This is a genomic window from Celeribacter halophilus (assembly GCF_018860305.1).
Taxonomy (GTDB): Bacteria; Pseudomonadota; Alphaproteobacteria; order Rhodobacterales; family Rhodobacteraceae; genus Celeribacter; species Celeribacter halophilus_A.
Window position 1 is genome coordinate 1 of record NZ_JAHKPE010000036.1, and the last position, 19,503, is coordinate 19,503.

The following is a 19,503-nucleotide window of genomic DNA, read 5'->3' on the forward strand; positions in this document are numbered from 1 at the left end:
AACATAAATACAGTTGCTAGTATTGTAGACGCTTTCTTCCCTAATTTTGAGGCAAGGAGGCCGTTATGGGGAAGCCAAATTTCAGTGAGGATTTCAAGCGTGATGCGGTGCATCAGATCACGGTGCGTGGATATCCAGTTCGTGAGGTTTCAGAGCGATTGGGTGTCAGCACTTATTCACTCTACAAATGGATGAAGCTTTACGCGAAGGCTGCGTCACAGGCATCATCTGTTGACCACGAGGCTGAGAACCGGAGGCTCAAGCGTGAGCTGGCGCGGATGACTGAGGAGCGAGATATCTTAAAAAAGGCAGCCGCGTACTTCGCCAAGGATGTAAAATGAAGTACGCGTTTGTGGCCGAGAATCGCCGCACCTTTTCGGTGCGCAGGATGTGCCGCTGCCTCAACATCCATCCTAGCGGGTTCTACGCATGGGTTAAGAACCCATTAAGCCACCGTGCGCGTGAGGATGCGCGCCAGACGAAGTTGCTCAAAGATGCATGGAAAGACAGCGGCAAGGTCTACGGCTATCGCAAACTGCATGATGATCTCATGGAATTGGGCGAGACCAGCTGCCCAAACCGTGTTGCCAGACTGGCTCGTTTGGCAGGGATCCGCGCAGAGATCGGCTACAAACGCAAGCCTGGCAAGTATGGCGGCAAACCGTCTGTCGCCATCGATAATACGTTGGATCGGCAGTTTGATGTCGCTGAGCCTGATACGGCTTGGATCTCAGATATTACCTACATCAAAACCTACGAAGGGTTCCTTTATCTGGCCGTCGTTATCGATCTCTACTCGCGTCGAGTGATCGGCTGGGCCACGCAATCAAGGCAACCAACCGACCTTGTCCTACAAGCGCTGCTGATGGCTGTCTGGCGGCGCAAGCCAAAGCAAACCGTGCTAATTCACACTGATCAAGGCTCGCAATACACCAGCCGAGATTGGGCCGCATTTCTGCGGGCCCATAACATTGAACATTCGATGAGCAGACGCGGTAATTGCCACGAACGAGACCTTGTTCGCCATTGGTTCAAGAACAATGGTCGAGTGCGGTCGCTGAAAGCTTCTTCAATTTGCTCAAGCGTGAACGTGTCCGCCGCCGCACCTACAAGACCCGTGAACAGGCCAGGCAGGATATCTTCGACTACATCGAAATGTTCTATAACCCGAAACGCAAACATGTCAGAAACGGGATGCTATCGCCCGTCGACTTCGAAAACAGACAGCCAAACGTGAACCAAGAAGGTGGCAGTGCGGTAAAAAACTCAAAAATCTATAAGAAAAAATGGCTTTTCTGGCCCCAGACCCCAGTCTTGCCCGATCAAGGTTTCAAGTTGGACCGGTTAGGTTCCAATTTTGACCGAACATCACATTTGATGTGGCGTCCGGTGAAGATTGGAACCTAGGGAAAAGTTAAGTGTTTGATTTAGAATCAGTTTATTTCGGCTGTCCTAAATGAATTGAAACCTATTCCGGGCAAGACTGGAACCCGCCATTTTGTACTCAAAATTCATCTCAGATTTTATGCCGCTGACCAAAGTCCATACGCGGTTGGTCACCGATACGATGCGTGGGACAATACGGTCTCGAGCTGTGGTAAGAACGGCCCCAACCGGACCTCCGGCTTTCCGACAAGATGCAGTGGTGCGATCAATCGAAAGAGACAATCGGCAGATTGATCTCGATATCAGTACTTAATTCTTATCCACTTACAGCAATATCATCGACCTGTTGCATGACGGGGTACCGCATACCTTTCCCGTTGCATCCAGCCGTTGTAATTTATTTTTCCTTAATGGCAATCATTGCTCGCAAAAGGGCGCAGGTACATTGCGCTAAGCCATGTTTGTTGCCTATTTTTCATGTGTTATTATTATTATCGTTACAATGCCTGCCTATTTCGTACCTTAACGAAACTGCAATTTATATTGCAAAATGGGTGTTAGAATGATTGCACATATCAAGAATATTACAAGCGCAGGGCTGCTGGCTTTGCTGGGATCAACGACTCTAGCCGCGGCGGATGTGACCGTTGAATTCTGGCACAGTTTTGGTGGATCTTCTGGTGATGCGCTGAACCGTATCATTGAAAATTTTGAAACGGAAAACGCAGATATCAAAATTGATGCGCAAGAGATCGGCAACTACAACGACATCGTCACGAAGCTTCAAGCGGCGATCCCTGCGCGGCGCGCGCCTGATGCGGTGATCATGGAAGTCACACGATACGGTTTGTTCGCGGATCGCGGTGTGTTGAAAGATTTGACAGCCTATGTTGAGGCAGACCCACTTAAAGATGATCTGTTCAACTTCGCCCGCGAAGTCGGCGTGTATGAGGGCAAAAACTACATTGTACCGTTCAATTCCTCGACGCCTGTTTTGTACTTCAACAAAGCGATTTTCCAACAAGCTGGCTTGGACGAGAACACACCTTTGAACACGTATGATGACCTGTTGGCTGCGGCGAAACAGATCACAGAAATGCTTGGCGATGAGGGTATTTCTGGCATTGCCGCTCCCGGGCAATTTGCGCGCTGGGGTCTGGTCATGGACAATGACAGTGACCTGATCGATAGCGTTTCTGGTGATATTTTGCTCGACGCGCCAAATACGATTGAAGCCTATGAATTCATGGCGTCGTTGGTGCATGAGCACAAAGTGGCCTCGCCCGATGGCGTGACCAAAGAAAACAACGGTCGTGATGCATTTTTGGCTGGCAAAGTTGGTATGATGATCAACTCGACTGGCAACTACGGGCGCTCGACGTCAGCTTTGGGTGACGATTTGGCTGTCGTGCCGATGCCGTGCAATAAAGTCTGCGCCGTGCCAATCGGCGGGGCAGGGATCGGTATTTTGTCTACATCAGAACAAGAGGTTCAAGACGCGGCATATAAATTCATTAGCTTTGCGGCCTCTCCTGAATCCAATGCTATATGGTTTTCAGAGACAGGTTACATGCCGATCAATAAAAACACCGCAGAACAACCTCTTGCGATAGAAGCGCTGGCTGAAAAGCCCGGCATCGATGTGGCCATCAATCAACTTGATGTTGCTCGCGGACGCCCTCGTCCTCCGGTTGTGACGTGGATGCGCGCCTCTGAATATGATCTATGGCAAGCTATGGCATTGGGCCAACGTGAAGTACCAGACGTCTTGAACGAGTTTGCTGAACGCACGCGCGCAGAAGCTGAGCGTCTTAAAAAATAATCCGGAACTCAACACACAAGCGAGGCTCCAATGCGTTGGGGCCTCGTTTCATGATTTGGAAGGCCACTTTATGTTGCGCCGTATTACGCCCTATCTTTTTGTGCTGCCGCTGCTCGGATTCATCGCGGTTTTCACCTACATCCCGATCGCTCAAAGCATGAACCTTAGCCTGCGCGAATGGGACTTTCTATCGCCGACCAAGCCTTATGTCGGGTTTGATAATTATCGCCTGCTTTTGGACAGTCGAGAATTTTGGAACGCTCTGCGCGTGACGGCGATCTTTGCTATTATATCGGTGCCGCTGCGTTTGCTTTTGGCACTGTTCATCGCCAATCAACTTTTACGTGAAACTTTGGTCTCGCGTTTGATGCGAGGCGCGCTGTTTTTGCCATCTGTCACGTCGACCGTTGCCATCGGCGTGGTGTTTTCTTGGGTCTTTTCGACAGATTACGGCATGATGAATGCGCTGCTGTCGAGCTTTGGTTTGCCAAAAGTGGCATGGTTGCAAGAGCCGCATATTGCCCTGTGGGTGTTGATCTTTGTCAATACGTGGAAACAACTTGGCTACGACATCATTATATATATCGCGGGCCTGCAAGCGATTGCGCCTGAACTGTATGACGCAGCGGCTGTTGATGGGGGGCGCAAGGCCCATGTCTTTCGCCGCATCACTGTGCCGCTTGTGATGCCGACAACGTATTTTTTGCTTATGATTTCAGTGATCGAAGCTTTTCAAGTTTTCACCATCGTTGACGTTATGACCAAAGGCGGACCTGCGGGAGCGACGGATATGTTGGTCAATATGTTGTACCGCGTGGGGTTCAATCTCTTCGACATTGGTGTGGGATCTGCCTTGGCGGTGTTGCTATTCGCATTCCTCATCACATTGGCGGTGGTTAAATCCCGCATTATTGGCCGAAAGGTACATTATGAAGCCTGAAAATATGAAGCCTGAAAATCCATTTTTGGCTGTCCTCGCTCTGGCCGCTGGTCTGCTGTTTTTGTCACCTGTTCTGTATTCTATCTGGATGTCGTTTCAGACGGCTGATGCCTACTACACGGGCAATATAGAGTTCACCTTGCGCAACTATGAGCTGGCGATCGGACAATATAATTTCGCGCGATACCTGGTGAATTCAGTGATCGTGTCCGGACTTGTGACGCTCATTGGTTTGGCCGTCGCGACCTGTGCCGCGTTTGCCTTTGCGCGCTATACATTTGCGGGAAGTAATCTGTTGTTTGGGGCTGTCGTGGCGACATTGATGATCCCAAGTCATATCACTTTGATCCCGAACTATCTCACGCTGGCCAAGGCGGGTTTGCTGGATACCTATGCGGGATTGGTTTTGCCCGCGGTGTCCAATGGATTTGCGGCCTTTTTCTTGCGCCAATATATTCGCGGCATTCCGCGCGCGCTGGATGAAGCGGCGTACATGGACGGGGCATCGCCTTTGAAAGTGTTGTGGCGGGTGATCATTCCGTTGTCAAAGCCCGCTATCCTGTCAATGGGGCTCTATATTTTTATCTCGGAGTGGAACAATTATATTTGGCCGCTTGTCGCGATTGGACGCGAAGATCTTTACACATTGCAGATCGGTTTGGCACGCCTGTACCGCGTGAATCCGGGCGAAGATATCATCGATTGGCCGCTCGTTATGGCGGCCTCAACCATCACCATTTTACCCGTTCTTGTTGGTTTCATCTTGGTCGAACGTCATTTGATACGCGGCATGATGATGGGAGCAGTAAAATGACGCACACTAGGATTAGTAATATGACACGCATTGCATCGCATCGTGGGGGCACGCTGGAGTATGGTGACAGCACGCCATTCGGATTTCGCGAAACGGCGTCCCTGCCTCTGGAGGAGGTCGAGTTTGACCTGCACCCAAGCAAAGATGGTGCTATCATGGTGCATCATGACCCGACACTTGATCGAACAACAGATTGTACTGGGGCGCTAAACGCGCTTACTGAGGCCGAAATTCGTGCCGCAACCATCGACTATGGCATTGATGAACATCCCATATCGCTCAAAGAGCTTTGCGCATTGTATCAGCATAGTTCGGTGAATTTCAGGTGTGAATTTAAGCCAGATCAAAACGGCGCGCCTTATGCAAATTTTGTGCCAAAAGTGATCAAGGAATTGTCCCAAAACGCCATGTTGGAACGTACAGTTTTTTCGTCTTTTTTGATTGCCAACCTTGATGAGATCAAGCGTCACACAGTGCGTCCTTGTCTGTGGCTTGTCAGCCCAGCAGTGCAAAAACAACTGGGGATAGCGACAGTGATTGACGTGGCAAAACAGCATGACATCCGAGAGATTGGCTTGAACATCGATCACGTCAGTGAAGATGTGATGATGCAGGTGACTGACGCTGGTCTAAACTTTGGGTGTTGGGCCGCACATACGGAAACTCAGATCAGAAAAGCACTGGCGATACAGGCCAAAGTGTTCACAACAGACCGCCCCAATCTGGCGATTGCGGTGCGCAAAGCATTTATGCAAGAGGCAGCCCAATGAGCGCGATTTCTTTGAAAGACATTCGTAAATCCTATGCGGGCGGGCCACAGATTTTACATCGCGTATCCATGGATATCCAGCACGGCGAATTCATTGTTGTTGTTGGTCCTTCGGGATGTGGAAAGTCCACGTTGTTGCGGCTATTGGCAGGACTTGACCCTTGTGAGCAAGGTGAACTGCTGATTGATGGCAAACGGGCGAATGACCTGCCGCCACAGGTCCGGGACATCGGGATGATCTTTCAAAACTATGCATTGTATCCGCATATGACAGTTTTGGAAAATATCGCGTTTGGATTGGAATTGCGCAAAGTGCCAAAAGTGGAACGCCTAAAACGGGCTCGATCTGTGGCTGAAACATTGCAGCTTACATCGTATTTGGATCGCAAGCCTGGCGCGCTGTCTGGTGGGCAACGCCAATGTGTTGCAATGGGGCGTGCAATGGCGCGAGACTGTTCGACATTCTTAATGGATGAGCCTTTGTCAAATCTGGACAATGCACTACGGGTTGCCATGCGCACTGAAATTAAAGACTTGCACCGTCAACTTGGCGCGACGATCATCTATGTGACTCACGATCAAACCGAGGCTTTATCATTGGCTGACCGTGTCGCGGTGATGAAGGACGGACATCTACAGCAATTTGACACTCCAGATATGATTTACGATCAGCCGGTCAATCGCTTTGTTGCTGGTTTTTTAGGGTCGCCTGCCATGAATTTTGTCCCATCTGACTGTATTGATGATTGGGGTGGCGCGCGTGATATCGATGTTGGGTTCCGGCCTGAGGCCTTAAGCTTAAATCGCAGTCCAGTCGGCGGGCCGTCCATCACTGCGCGCGTCGTTCTGACTGAAATGACAGGGGTGACTTTCATCGTACACTGCGAAAGTGAAGCTGGCCGACTGTCAGCGGTTGTGGCGCGAGGCGAAGAATTGCCGCATGAAGGGGATAAGATATGGCTGTCATTAGATCCTTCGCAAGTACTGTGCTTTGATGCTATATCTGGGGTTAGATTAGACCTTCCAGTAGTGCATCACAGTCAGATGCCCAAAACGCATGTGAAAGAGACTGCCTGATGCTCCGCAGCGGGAAATTCATTTATGATTGATCGCCACAATCCCCCCACGGACCTCGCTCAACTTATCACTCAGCATTTTGGAAAATTAACGGATGCTGATACGCGCCTTCTTAAGGTGTTAACCAGCGACCCGATCCGCGGGGCATTCGAAAATAGTACTGAGGTGGCGTCGCGGGCAGGGGTGCATCCCGCATCGGCTATGCGCCTTGCGCGGCGTTTGGGGTTCAAAGGCTACCCCGAATTTCGAGCCTTTATGCAAACCAGCTTGATGGAGGGGCAAGATGAATTTGCAGACCCGACAGCGCGGATCGCTGCACGACTTGCGCGCGCGGGTGAGGGGGGGCTGCTGTCATCGCTTATCGATAGTGAAGTGTCTGCTCTTGAACATTTACGCGATAACGTGACCGATGCGCAAATCCGCGTTTTTTCTGAGGTTCTTTACAATGCACGGCGCATTTTTACAGTTGGAACAAGCCATGGAACGGCACTCGCAAAATTGATTGCGTTGCGTCTTCGACGTTCTGGCTACGAAGCAATTGATTTGGGCAGCGTAGAACAGCAACAGGTGGAATGGGTTTATACGATGGGGCCCCGTGATGTTCTGTTCTTGAGTTGCTTTCGTGGCACCACAACGCAGCTCAAACACCTTACAGATTTAGCCGGTGAGCGTGATGCCGCGTGCCTCATACTTTGTGATGTTGAAGACACTCGCATAAAGGGGCCTAAAAATAGTCAGATATGCGTCTCGCGGGGTGGTGCAGGGGAATCCCAGTCTTTGGTCGTTCCTATGACCATAGCCAACACAATCATCCTTGATCTTGCAAGCATCGATGCAGGAAAAACCATGCGGTCTTTAAATACTTTCAAGCGGGTGAGAGAAGACCTTAATCGCGTGATCAAATAGGATTGCATGGGGGGCGCAGTTTATTGAGCTGGTTCCATTTAACTTCTGGCTTGAGCTGATAAACAAATAAGCGTGCGACCTCGTCGATGTTGGCTATATGAATAGCGGAAGTTCGCTGCACTTCTCGCCGATGACCGTTATGCGCAGGACCAGCGATCTGTTTCGTGAGGCATAGATGTCCGCTCAGGGCCGGAAGTCGACGTGTTAGTCCCTTTCGCCAAATGACTGCTGTGCGGACAAAGCCGCCGTTAGAAGCGACATCATAGGTCGTGGCTAAAGAAGAAAAACAACCGCTGTTGAGCTTGGCTGCATTTCACCCTAAGTAAATCTGCCCTGCGGGATATTTCACCTTTGGAACGCTGCGGGTGGCGAGGAAGAAGCCGATTGCCAAAGGGCCGACGCGCCCGACGAACATGATCGTCATGATGATGCCGCGCCCGATGCCATCAAGCTCACCCGTGATCCCGCGCGACAGGCCCACTGTTCCAAAGGCGGATGTCACTTCGAATGCCACGTCGATGAATTGACCATCGTGGTTGATTGCCATCACGAAGATCCCTGTCAAGACGAGCAGCATGGATATTGTCGTCAGTGCGAGAACCTTCATGATCTCCTCCACCCCTAAGGATCGACCAAAGACATGCAACGTGGTTTGACGCCGAAAGAAAGCGACCGTGGCAAGCAGTAGGACGAATAGTGTGGTGACCTTGATTCCTCCCGCTGTCGAGGTGCTGCCGCCGCCGACCAGCATCAGCGTCATAGTCAGCAGGGACGTGCTGTCATGCATTCCGCCGGTGTTAATCGTGTTAAAGCCTGCGGTGCGCGGGGTGACCCCCTGAAACCAACTCGCCCACAGCTTGTCGATGGTGCTTAGGTGTCCCAGAGTCTCGGGATTTCGCCATTCCAAGAGGCCGAACATGACACTACCCCAGACGATCAGGAAAGCGGTGCCAACAAGCATTAGCTTGGAATGTAGAGTTAGTTTGCGCCAGCTTCGTGTTTTATAGATATCCCCCACAACGATGAAGCCCAGCCCACCCAAGATAAAAAGAGCGGGGATCACCAGATTGACAATCGGGTTTCCAACCCATTGCGAAAGACTGTCGGGGTGCAGGGCAAACCCGGCATTGTTGAAGGCCGAGACCGAATGAAAGACCGCCTGCCAAAGGCCCGTCCAACCAAATTCAGGGACAAATATTAAAGCCAGAAGTGCGGCGCCAACCGTCTCGCAGGCGAGGGCGATGACCAGGATCATGCGAGCAATATACGTGAGGTTCGACAGCGAAGTCTGGTTTAGGTCTTCGCGCAGGATCAGCCGTTGCGGCATGCCGACAGGGATCCCCAGAGCTCCGAGCAAGAGTACCGCAAAGGTCATAAGACCGAGCCCACCAAGCTGGATGAGCACCGCAATTATAGCTTGACCAAATCCGGTGAAGGCGGATCCGGTATCGGCAAGAGCAAGCCCGGTGACTGTCACCGCCGAGGTCGCTGTGAATAGAGCTTCGCTCGGACCGATGTCACCGTAATGCGAGATGGGCAACCAGAGAAATATAGCGCCCAGAAGGATCAGGGCCATGTAGAAAAGCGACAACAGTGCAGGCGGGGGCATTCGCAGTTTTTTCTTCCGCCTGAGAAAACTCCGGAATGGTGCAGTCATGATTAGAGGCTGGCTGCAAAGCTGTGAAGGTCGTTCCGCTGGCCCAGCAGTAGAAGCAGGTCATCGCGCTGTAACTGGCACTCTGAGCCGTCCTGTCCGATGAATTCACTCCCTCTCATAATCCCGATGCAGCGAAGATTGTAGGTCTTGCCATGTGGCAACTCGTTCAGGCGTCGGCCTTCGAGGCTCTCGGGGATGCGGAAGTTCACCACATGAAAGCCGTTTCCGAGGCTGACATAGTCCCGCATCAGCGGGTTGTTCAGAATTTGCGCGATATGTTGACCGACCTCGACCTCCGGGTGAACGATCCTGTCCACGCCAAGTTTTTTAAGAATTCGGTGGTGGGTTTTTGTGGCGGCCTTGGCCCAAACGACCTGAACGCCGACAAGTTTGAGGTTCATCGCCGACAGGATGCTGGCTTCCAAATCATCACCCATAGCAACGACAGCAGTATCACAGTCGCTGAAACCGGCATCACGCAGCGCTGCGTCATCCCGGGCATCGACGATCATGGCTTGTGATAAGGTATCTGCAAGGCTGGCGACACGCGCCTCGGAGATGTCGATGCCGATTACGTGGTTGCCGAACCGCTGCAGTTCCTTTGCAACCGAACTTCCGAAGTTGCCCAGACCAACGACACCAAATGTTCGTTTTTTGATATTCAATGCGTTGTGTCCATCCAATTTGACTGCCGCGGAACATTGCCGCAAAGCAAAAAGATGTCAACATGGGCTCGTTCCTGCCGTTAGCCGCATCGCCGCATACGCGTTAAGCGATCTCGGTTTGATCGACATGAACGGCCCAATCCTGCCGTTCGCTATCCATTGCAATACCGCACCGCAGTCCGCCGAAGCAGCCATTCGTGTATCGAGCAACATTTTCTTGGTTCGACTTCTTTCTGAGTAAACTGTGTTACCCTTAATCTTTTAGGTTCCAAGCTCAAACCTCAGGCTCAAATAGTTAACCAGATGTGTGAAGTTGAATGAGCCGAGCAATTACTTTTTCCAGAGGTGTATGATCGAAATGTGGACAAAGAGCTTCAAAGCATGCGCCATCCAAACTGTGCGGGTGATCGTACAGGTATCGCTGTTCGAGAAGCTCTCGGCCCAACTCCCAAAACGGGGCGCTCAGGCGAAGCGCCCACCAGGGAAAGTGGTTGATCTCTAACCTGCTGTCAGTCTGCCGCTCAATCTCTGCGACCAGGTCATTGATGCTGAAGCTGTGTCCGGGAAAAGGAATATCAGCAAAAATAGGCAGATCATCCGATTTGGATAAAATGGCTGCGGCACGTGCAAAATCAGGCAAATAGGCATAGGCACGCTGTATCTTCGGCTCACCCATTGCCGTGACCCTGGCCGTGTGCAGCTTTTTAAGGACCACCAAGCCGATGGCCTGCCCCCGACGCTGCTCATCGATGAAGTCTCCGCCGCGCAGGATCGTCACGGGCAAGCGTGACTCGCGCCAAGCGGCTTCCATGTCGGCTCGAATTTTTCCCTTCCGGCTGCAGGGGCTGTGCGGCGTGTCAGTTGACCACGGGCCGGGCTGGCGGCCATAAACATAGACATTTCCAGGGATAAGAACGCGTGCTCCGCTTGTCCGCGCGGCGGTCATGGCAAGCTCGGTAATCTTGGGTATCTGCCGTGCCCAGTCATGATAGTTCGGTGGGTTCATCGCATTTATGATAAGATCGACGCCACGTGCGGCTTCGGCAGGATCGGTTCCGCGCTGATAGCGGCGGATCCTCCATCCATCCGTAAAAAATGCCCGATCGAAGGCTTTGCCCGCAAAACCCGAAGCCCCGAGAATAAGAACGGTTCTGGACATGAAAGCTCCTTGTGCTTTGTTGCCCGACTATTGTTGCGCAAGCATGTTCGAATGGGTATTGCTATCATATGCATTGCGGTTATTCATATATGAATGGATATTTGTGGATTGGACTGGGCGCTCCTTCGGAGCTTTTTACATGTCGCCAAAGCGGGATCGCTTTCTGCGGCAGCGCGGGACTGCGGCATTAGCCAGCCGACACTCGGGCGACACATTCGGGCGCTTGAGACGACACTTGAACAGCCGCTCTTCACGCGTACACCGAGCGGGCAGCGCCTTACACCTCTCGGCCATCAACTTTTCGAGCATGTTTGCACGATGGAACAGGCGGCGGCCCGTATCGCGCTAACCGCTGCCGGACGAAGTGCCAACTTAGAAGGGCGGGTGCGCATAACCGCGTCGCGGATCGTATCCTACTGGCATTTACCGCCAATCCTTGCGCGCCTAAGACAAGAGGAACCGGGAATACAGGTTGATCTTGTGGCCTCAGACATCCCTGAAAATATGATATACCGAGAGGCAGATATCGCGTTGCGGATGTTCCGACCCGAGCGTGGTGATCTTGTCGCACAAAAGATCTCCGAACTCCCACTCGGGCTCTACGCCGCGCGTAGCTACATCGAACGTATGGGGCGACCGGAAAGCCCTGAGGCGCTGATGAAGCTGGATTTCGTGGGATATGACCAATCTGAGATGATGCTGCGCCTTATGGCCGAGAACGGCCTCCACGTAACGCGTGACGATTTCGCGCTTCGCTGCGACGATCAACTGGTCAATTGGTCTCTTGTCTGTGCCGGTTGCGGTGTGGGCGGCTTCCAACGTATACTCGGCGACGCTGAGCCGCGTGTGGAGCGCATAGCAGATTTCGTAAGCTTGCCAGCACTCCCTGTTTGGCTTGTGGTCCCCAAAGCGCTGCGTAATGTGCCTCGGATTGCCCGTGTGCGCGAGATATTGGCGAAGGGGATCACGAGCCTCACTAATCCTAAAGTTTATATGGATTGATCTGATTTCTCTACAATGAACAGTTCATCACCATCAGATCAGGACCGGCTGTGATCACCGTCGAATGCGGAACCCTTGATGTGGACGGTCGCAGCCATCGCAGAACCTCGGATGGCGCGCCCCATCGGATCGCGGAAAAGGCTCCTCCCTGAATTGGGCAAACGGCGGAGGTACAATCACTGGCCAGTGCCGCAGGCGGCAGCAAGGTCCGCGATGCCGCCGTCCAGCATGTCAAAATGCAGCGCAACTGTTCCAGTGTCCGTTTCTAGGAAGCTGCGGCGCGGCGACGCAAGGCTCGTTCGATATCCGCTAAGGGCCGTTCTCGACGATCGACACGACCGGCCCACAGCAGGCATTGACCATGCCTCCCTATTGCTGCGGCGCGGCCCCTCGAAGCGGCCATTGGTGCAGAGCGCAGTATTTTGGTGGGGCAAACGTTGGTGTGCGGACAAAATTGCCATTCATTGGAACCAAATTAATGCCCGCTTTTTGCGTGTTCCCGTTGTCTTTCGCGTGTACCACTCCTCAGTGGTTGCGATGAGCCAAAAGCACTCTCATATCAAATCACCCTATTTGGACCCACAAGTGCTGATGTCAAACGTTGGCAAAGCTGCTGTAGAGATGTGATGTTAACTGTAGATTTGGGCTCTTGCCGGGGAATGTCCCGCTCTCTGTTGAAACTCGCCTGAGGGGCGCTGCTTGTTGTGAGGTTATGCGGCGTCCTTGACTTGGTCAAGCTGGCCGTTTTGACGGTGGTCAAGAAGGGCCTGCTTTAGAATGGGCAGTTGCTTGTAGGCCTTGAGACGCCGGAAGCCCTTCTTGGCTTCGAACATGCCTGCGGCTGTCCAGCGCAAGGCCATCTTGGCATTCCGCCACCGCTTCACGTTCCGGCAGACCTGTCGGATGACGCTGTTCATCGACTCGATGATATTGGTGCTGGCCAATGAGCGCCTGAGTTCAAGTGGAAGCCCAAGCCTGACGACGGTGAGGATTTCGTCGAGCCCTTCCAAGATCGACCGCGAGACATCAGGGGCCTCCTGCTCAAAGCGCCGTGCGAGATTGCGGATCAGGCGCTCGGCCTTTTCAGCATCGTCCATCTCCCAGACCTGCTTCAGGGCGCGGCGGACAGCGGCATGATGCTTGGGAGCGAGACGGTCGGTGATGTTGCGCGCCTTGTGGACCTGACAGCGCTGGATGGGAATGTCCGCCCCGAAGGTTCGGCGCAGCGCCTTGCTCAGAGCCTTGGCCCCATCCACGATGAACAAGTAGCAGCCCTCGGGATCCACTCCCCGTTCGATGAGATTGTCGAGCAGGGCTTGCACCGTCGCGGCGTTCTCTGTCGCCCCTTCGACGACACCCAAAGGGTGCTTTTGCCCGGAAGCCTCAATCCCGACAGCGCCAAGCATCAGCAGATGATCGTCCAGATGCAGCCCGTCGATCTGGATAGCGACCAGATCCAGCTCCGACAGATCGGAGGCCATCCATTCATCCAATTTGGCCTGCGTCAGCGCCTTGAACCGCCGGGAGACCGCAGACTTGGATAGGCCGCTGCCCGCCTCCGCAGAGACGCCAGCTTCCGGCAGTCGCACAGCGCGGTCGAACTTGCGCGTCGCCATGTTCATCACCATCAGGTTCACGGCCCATTGGTCGAGATACCCGCCAGCAGAGATCTCTTCCCAACTTGGGAGGGACATTTCCTTGCCCGTCGCCTTGCTGCGCACGCGCGGGCGATTGACCTCGACCTTGCCCCCGTGAAAGCCTGCTTGGGATTTCGTGTGGCCCCAACGGTAACCGGGTTTATCAGAGCAATGCTCATAACGATCCCCCGCCAATCGGGCCACGTCTTCGTTCATCATCTGTGTTAGGCTTTCGATGCCCGCCATCAGGCAGAATTGCTCGAAGCTCTTCGTCAGCGCGCCATGGGCGTCTTCGACAAGCGAAGGCCCAACAGGCGCGGTGGCCAGGGCACTGGCAGATGTGGTACTCGTCTTCATGGTGTTGCTTCCTTTCTTGGTTTGAACACCCAGAGCCTACGGCTCAGGGGAAGCAACGCCACCCTTTTTCAAAGTTTCAACACCAACCGGGACATCCCCGCTCTTGCCCCCATGGAGCGACCTTTGGGAGTCTATCCTATGGGGGTTTGTTGGTGCATAATTCTCAGCCATTTCCCATCATCACGCAGATAGGTGGATGTACAAAGAGCTTCGTAGATTGGTGTGTCGCTGCGCTCTGCTGAGGCGTGGTAAGCCAATATGGAGACGTCCTTTTCCTGCTGGTAGTAACGTTCAGAAAACACAACAGACCTCCATCTCTGCGCGACTAAGTCCTCACGCCACATAGCATCTCCCTGAAGAATTCCCGATGGGAGTGGCAGGACAAAGACTGCGCCCTTTGCCGTCATAGTTCGCGCACTGTCTGCGCCTTGTAACCAAAACTTCTCTTCAATCGCCCAAAGCTCGTCTTCGTCCACCATAATGTCAGTCCATTTTCTAAAGCTGTTTCGTTGTCCGAGGTAGTAAATTGATCAGGAACAGATGAAAACTATTGCCCGCAATTTTAGCGACGGTCCGATTGTCTCCCGAGAGTGCGCTCCAGAGAGCTTTTCATTTTACCCGCAGCACCTTTCGTTGCCTGCTCTATAGTCGTAGCCGTATCCGTGACGACTATAGGTTGTTGGCCTTTGAGCCGTGCTTCCAGCGAGCACTTCATATCGTCGGGGCCAGATTTGTCGGCATTTGCGTCGCTGACGTGGACCTCGATTCTGGTGATGTGCTCTTCAAGGTTGGTCAGTTCATGCTGTATCAATCCCTTGATTTGGCTGGTGAGTGCTTCACTGCCGTTGATGCTGTTGGCCGTGCTGACTTCGATACGCATTTTGATATCCTTCATAATATCTCCCAAAAGAGACAACTTGGGAGTCAGACTATTATCAACATGTTTGATTGTGCCGCGATATGTTCCAGATCAGGTGACGAGACCAAGCACGTTCCGGACACCTCATTTCTTCGTTTAACGGCCACGAACACAAATGGTGGCAACATGCGCTTCTTAAGTCGCTTCTGCATTGCCGCAAACGTCCCTCTGGTGTCCGATTAAATAGGAGTCAGTTTAGTCTTCCGGTGCCCGCGCTTCCATTTCGAGTCGCGCGTTGCGGAGGCGGTCGGTTTTGCGAAGACGTCGTTCAGCTTCTTCGTCAATCATCTTCTTGGCCAATCGGGTTGTTTTGTCCATTGCCTTCTCCGGCTTGGGGAGCTGGGCCTTGAACAGGTTTGTTTTTGTGAGCTTTTTCAATGGTCATTCTCCTGAGTAAAGTCGTGAAGCATGTCTGGTACGCATCTCTCAAACATGGACCAGTTGTTTGCCGAAGGCCTCGCCGTCCCGGGCATGTCCTGCGCGTATGTCATGGAGCAGTATGGTTTCGATGTCGGGTGCAGCCATCGCACGCATAAACGCACTATAGTTCATCTGGAAACTCACTTTTGATCCGACCTCAAGTGACGCATCGGTTGTGCTGACCACGAGATGATCGCTGGTTACTCCGACCAATCCATATCCTGCGGGCATCGCAAGTCCGGATACATCTGTGTCCTGATGTCCAAGGGCAATGATCAGGCGCCTGCCGTTTTCAGAGGCTCGGGTGAAGCGGTCACGCAGCCAAGCCGGATCCGTCATGTTGTTGACCGGCGAGGCGGGTTTGGTATCTGTTTCGATAACCTCGGCGACTAGCGTAAAGGCATCTGTGAACAACCCGTTAATTCTATCTCCCGACACGGGGGCGACACCCAGAAGTATTGCTTCCCCGATCCTGAGATTGTTGATGCGACCAGCGGAGGTCCCTGATAGCGCCCAAGGCAGAGTTGCAGAGTTGCCGCCGGAAATCGTTTGGAGCGGACGGGCACATTGTCTTTCAGTGGCGCTTGCCAGTCGCGAGAGTGCCCGCATTTTGGCCGCATCGGGGGGGATGCCGCTTAGACAGGCAAAGTTTGCACCTATACCAGCCAAGATCACGCCGGGCATGTCCTCGACCTGCTGTACGACATTGGGGAGATTCTTTGGCATGATCCCTTCACGCAGATCTCCCATCTCTACCATCAAAATGACGTTGTGTACCGTGCCACAACGGATAGCCGCCGCCGCCAAAGCCGAGATGACGGCAATTTCCGTGTTGTAGCTGGCTTCACATAATGTGACGACTTCGTTGGTTTGGCTCAACATCGGTGTGCGCAGCAATGTAATCGGGCATGTTATGCCGGCCTTGCGTAATTTTCGGACATTACGAAGGCGCGCATCCGCAAGGTTTGCAGCCCCTCCCTCCAGCATGGCTTGGGCAATCGCCGGCTCTCCGCAAACGGCCTTGGTTACGGCAGAGACGCTTATGCCTTGTGCCTTCAGCCTTTCGACAACTATCCGCGCGTTATGACGGAGCTTGACGAGATCCGCTTCAATGCGGGGGCCGCTCATATCGCGGCCACGGGTGCTCCTTGCTGCAAATCCGGATAGGCGTCGATGACCATAGCAAGGAGATGGGCCTCCGGCCGACTGAGTGCATCGGTCACAGGCATCCCTAGCTCTTGTGAATATGTTGCGATTGCATTTGTGATATCATTCTCGGACATCCCTTCGTGATTGAGCGTAACGCCGATAACATTTGTGTCGGAAAATGCTTCTATCAAAGCAATCTCACGTGCAGGGGTGGGCATTTGCATGTCAGGGAAGTCACAACGATGCACGCGTTTCGGAGCGTGTTGAAGGATAACAGCATCCGGTTGGCTCCCACGCAAGATAAAAGCGGATGTGCAAAATGCCGGATGACTCAATGCACCTTGGCCCTCAATCAAAATAACATCGGGTTGCTCCGCTTCTGCAGCTGCAACGATTGCCCCCTCAAGCTCGCCACAACAGAATTGCGGCGGCACGGCGTCCATCGCGACACCGTATTTTGCGCCTTGCATCAGCCCTGTCTGGCCAGTGCCAACCAGTACCGTCTTGATGCCTTGGGCATTCAGGGCGCGGGCGAGAACTGTCGCGGTCGTTCGTTTACCAATGGCACAATCGGTTCCGAGAACGGCAATGCGCAATGCGTTTACTCCTGCGACACTTCCATCGAACAGCCGCATATCCTTACTGCGTTTCGGTTTGCGGATGTCGCGTATGGTCACGCCTCCTCGAAAGGCTGCTTCGGCAATTTCAAAGTCGTCACCGAGATATTCATGCAGACCGCTGACAATGTTCATTCCGCGTCCAATCGCATCAAGTACCACGCTGCGATCGGCTGGCGAAAGCCGCCCTGTTGAGGGAGCCATTCCATAGATTAGTGTGTCAGGCACGGCAGCGCTATGTGCAACCGCGTCATCCAGAGTGTTGAAGATTGGAATGTTGTTCGCGGCATCATCTAGGATAACTCCGCTATCGCGTCCACTCTGGGTGCTATCGATCACAGACAGAATACTATAGGCTTGTGAGTGACGCACAAGACCATTTGCAGTTTTGCCATCAATTTTGGCGAAATTGCCTTCGCAATAGACAATGGCTGTTGGTGGGGATGTGATCCGTGTAACGCTCGTTGAGTGCGCCTGTCCTTTCGGGAAAAAGCCGGAGATTTTTACTCCTGTGGTTGGGCGACGGATTGCGTTTGGTGTATGTGTTTCGGTGTTCATGATTGTACCTTTTTGATGGTCGCATCAACGACAGCGACGTTATCGTCACTTCGTGTTAGAACCAGTTTTTCTGGGTTGATTTTTTTGAGAGTGTCTCAAAAACGTGAGACATTCACTTTCCGGAGGAAGTCAGGATATCAATGCGTTTGTGATGGCATTGCCACCAAATCTGATCGAGGTTTTACAGAAGCATCTTCAGTCGTTGAGAAGGCACCGTTTTCTGGACTTCTGGAAATTTTTGTCGCACTCCCAACGGTTTCCCGACCGGTCAAGATGGGCATTTTCTGGGATCGCAATTGTGGCACAACCTGTCCCTGTGGCGGCATATCCACGCTCACATTTCCATGCGGCCCCATAGGTATTGTTTGTTAGATATGCGTTTGCGGGCAGGACGATTGCCTGACATGTATTCCCGATTTTGCGAAATTTTCGCATGCAATGCCAACGTTCGCCAGACGGGTCCAGAAACCCGTGTTCAGGGACGACCACTTCAACACAGATTGCATCGGATGTTTCTCGAAATCCATGGCGGCAGGCCCATCCTGCGCCATATGTGCGGTTGGTCGCATAGGCATTTTCGGGCACGGTGATTGTTGTACAGATCCCTTCATTTAATCTGTATCCAACATCACACTGCCAGCCGTCACCATAACTTTTCGCGCTGGCATGCTCTGGCATTGGCTGGGAAAAAGCGGGCCCAGAAAGCAGGGCCCAAAAGCTGATTAAGGCAAGGAGCATGGTCGCAACCATTCGCAAATCCGAGGGTTTCGACTCTCTCGAACCTATTCGATCTAGGGTCTGTGTCGTTTTCGAACTATGATCCATTCAGATCCAGCTCCGCAAGGCAGCCTGTCGCAAGGTCGCGGTTCGGGGCATCTTCTCCCGGACGGGTCGCCCAGCCTGTCTCCAGCATGGCATTACGGCGGTTGAAGCCGGAGGCCTTCTGAAGAATTGCCAACTTTTCTGTGCGGTTAGGATCGGCTTCTGCCATGCTCAAGCAAACGGGCACCATGGCTTGTGTCACTTGTTCGTTTGCAAGTTCTTGAGCCATGTCACTGGCTTTGCCACCGGTGACCCATCCACCCCAGTTAAAACCGAAAATAGAGATAGCAACTGCGCCAACAATAGCACCGTAGACGCCAGGTTTTGTCCATTTTGGAAAAGTCATTTTAAATCCTTTGACGGGGAAAGCGCCGTCTCGCAGTTTGAATTTGTTTTTGGTGGCCAGAATTTGGGTGAAGGCTTTTGCTAAAACGTGTCGAGGAAAGTTCCGAGGCACGGGGAGGAGCGAGAATACGTGGCGACCGGAAGTCTGGAGCCACACCAGTCCATGGTAAATGGATGGAGAATGTCACACGAGTCAGGATCGTGCACGATACCATCGACACCCTTCCCAAACATCATACCCCCGATGGGGATGTGACAGCTGAATTGTAATGATTGAAGTAAACAATTTTCATCGGCATGAGATGCATCCCCGCCGCAGAAAATCATATTCTTGCTATCTCTTCTTAGCGTATTGGCACAGAGATTGCAATGACAGCGTATTATTCCTCGCTTGCGAGGAAGACATGGATATCGGTTTTCCATCTACAACGAGGGGGCTGAGGCGCTCACAGAGGTCTTGGACTGAGGTGCCCCTCATTTCC

General features: G+C 52.8%; 18 protein-coding genes and 1 pseudogene. 8 read left to right on the forward strand and 11 right to left on the reverse strand.

Translation table 11 applies throughout. The features are described 5' to 3' along the window. Positions 1 to 65 precede the first annotated feature (65 nt). The 7 genes and pseudogenes from KO492_RS16605 to KO492_RS16635 form a co-directional block, all read left to right on the forward strand. Positions 66 to 1,245: pseudogene (locus tag KO492_RS16605) on the forward strand (IS3 family transposase); the annotation flags it as partial. 703 nt (positions 1,246 to 1,948) lie between these two features. After that, on the forward strand, positions 1,949 to 3,208 hold the full coding sequence (locus tag KO492_RS16610) for an ABC transporter substrate-binding protein (RefSeq protein ID WP_216045993.1): 1,260 nt from the start codon (positions 1,949 to 1,951) through the stop codon (positions 3,206 to 3,208). 70 nt (positions 3,209 to 3,278) lie between these two features. After that, positions 3,279 to 4,148, forward strand: coding sequence for a carbohydrate ABC transporter permease (locus tag KO492_RS16615; protein ID WP_216045994.1), 870 nt, complete (start codon positions 3,279 to 3,281; stop codon positions 4,146 to 4,148). Beyond that, positions 4,138 to 4,962 (forward strand): carbohydrate ABC transporter permease, encoded by an 825-nt coding sequence (locus KO492_RS16620; RefSeq protein WP_216045995.1) that lies wholly within the window; start codon positions 4,138 to 4,140, stop codon positions 4,960 to 4,962. Before KO492_RS16615 ends, KO492_RS16620 begins: the two co-directional genes overlap by 11 nt. A 20-nt stretch (positions 4,963 to 4,982) precedes the next feature. After that, the gene (locus KO492_RS16625; RefSeq protein ID WP_216045996.1) at positions 4,983 to 5,732 is read left to right on the forward strand and encodes a glycerophosphodiester phosphodiesterase family protein; all 750 of its coding nucleotides are present in this window, start codon (positions 4,983 to 4,985) and stop codon (positions 5,730 to 5,732) included. Next, a complete protein-coding gene (locus tag KO492_RS16630) occupies positions 5,729 to 6,808 on the forward strand; it encodes an ABC transporter ATP-binding protein (protein ID WP_216045997.1) in 1,080 nt (359 codons plus the stop codon). The genes KO492_RS16625 and KO492_RS16630 overlap by 4 nt, the downstream gene beginning before the upstream one ends. 24 nt (positions 6,809 to 6,832) lie before the next feature. Then, positions 6,833 to 7,714 carry a MurR/RpiR family transcriptional regulator gene (locus tag KO492_RS16635; protein ID WP_216045998.1) on the forward strand — a complete coding sequence of 294 codons (882 nt, stop codon included), beginning with the start codon at positions 6,833 to 6,835 and terminating at the stop codon, positions 7,712 to 7,714. A gap of 313 nt (positions 7,715 to 8,027) precedes the next feature. Here the strand turns inward: KO492_RS16635 and KO492_RS16640 are convergent, their stop codons facing one another. The 3 genes from KO492_RS16640 to KO492_RS16650 all read right to left on the reverse strand — a co-directional run bounded on the left by KO492_RS16640 (position 8,028) and on the right by KO492_RS16650 (position 11,195). Further along, entirely contained in the window at positions 8,028 to 9,323 is a 1,296-nt protein-coding gene (locus tag KO492_RS16640) for a TrkH family potassium uptake protein (RefSeq protein ID WP_252735590.1), read from the reverse strand. Positions 9,324 to 9,373: 50 nt separating this feature from the next. Then, the gene (locus KO492_RS16645) at positions 9,374 to 10,036 is read right to left on the reverse strand and encodes a potassium channel family protein (RefSeq protein ID WP_216046000.1); all 663 of its coding nucleotides are present in this window, start codon (positions 10,034 to 10,036) and stop codon (positions 9,374 to 9,376) included. Positions 10,037 to 10,331: 295 nt separating this feature from the next. Beyond that, positions 10,332 to 11,195 carry an epimerase gene (locus KO492_RS16650; RefSeq protein WP_216046001.1) on the reverse strand — a complete coding sequence of 288 codons (864 nt, stop codon included), beginning with the start codon at positions 11,193 to 11,195 and terminating at the stop codon, positions 10,332 to 10,334. A gap of 93 nt (positions 11,196 to 11,288) precedes the next feature. On the opposite strand from KO492_RS16650, the gene KO492_RS16655 reads away from it, so the two are divergent. After that, complete coding sequence (locus KO492_RS16655) at positions 11,289 to 12,197, forward strand: LysR family transcriptional regulator (protein ID WP_216046002.1); 909 nt, start codon at positions 11,289 to 11,291, stop codon at positions 12,195 to 12,197. A gap of 710 nt (positions 12,198 to 12,907) precedes the next feature. On the opposite strand, the gene KO492_RS16660 is transcribed toward KO492_RS16655, so the two are convergent. From KO492_RS16660 to KO492_RS16690, 8 genes are all read right to left on the reverse strand, one after another. Continuing rightward, positions 12,908 to 14,191: an IS256 family transposase gene (locus tag KO492_RS16660; RefSeq protein ID WP_216046003.1), complete on the reverse strand. Its 1,284-nt coding sequence runs from the start codon at positions 14,189 to 14,191 to the stop codon at positions 12,908 to 12,910. A gap of 131 nt (positions 14,192 to 14,322) precedes the next feature. Next, the gene (locus KO492_RS16665; RefSeq protein WP_252735591.1) at positions 14,323 to 14,670 is read right to left on the reverse strand and encodes a hypothetical protein; all 348 of its coding nucleotides are present in this window, start codon (positions 14,668 to 14,670) and stop codon (positions 14,323 to 14,325) included. An 83-nt stretch (positions 14,671 to 14,753) separates the two neighbouring features. Then, positions 14,754 to 15,071: an HPF/RaiA family ribosome-associated protein gene (locus KO492_RS16670; RefSeq protein ID WP_216046004.1), complete on the reverse strand. Its 318-nt coding sequence runs from the start codon at positions 15,069 to 15,071 to the stop codon at positions 14,754 to 14,756. Between the two features lie 234 nt (positions 15,072 to 15,305). After that, positions 15,306 to 15,428, reverse strand: a complete 123-nt coding sequence (locus tag KO492_RS18830) for a hypothetical protein (RefSeq protein WP_289847594.1) — start codon at positions 15,426 to 15,428, stop codon at positions 15,306 to 15,308. Between the two features lie 108 nt (positions 15,429 to 15,536). Then, positions 15,537 to 16,658, reverse strand: a complete 1,122-nt coding sequence (locus tag KO492_RS16675; protein WP_216046005.1) for an alanine/ornithine racemase family PLP-dependent enzyme — start codon at positions 16,656 to 16,658, stop codon at positions 15,537 to 15,539. Further along, entirely contained in the window at positions 16,655 to 17,854 is a 1,200-nt protein-coding gene (locus tag KO492_RS16680; protein WP_216046006.1) for a DUF1611 domain-containing protein, read from the reverse strand. The genes KO492_RS16675 and KO492_RS16680 overlap by 4 nt, the downstream gene beginning before the upstream one ends. A 195-nt stretch (positions 17,855 to 18,049) precedes the next feature. Next, the gene (locus tag KO492_RS16685; RefSeq protein ID WP_252735592.1) at positions 18,050 to 18,604 is read right to left on the reverse strand and encodes a hypothetical protein; all 555 of its coding nucleotides are present in this window, start codon (positions 18,602 to 18,604) and stop codon (positions 18,050 to 18,052) included. A gap of 64 nt (positions 18,605 to 18,668) precedes the next feature. Further along, positions 18,669 to 19,022, reverse strand: a complete 354-nt coding sequence (locus tag KO492_RS16690; RefSeq protein ID WP_216046007.1) for a hypothetical protein — start codon at positions 19,020 to 19,022, stop codon at positions 18,669 to 18,671. Between the last annotated feature and the right edge of the window lie 481 nt (positions 19,023 to 19,503).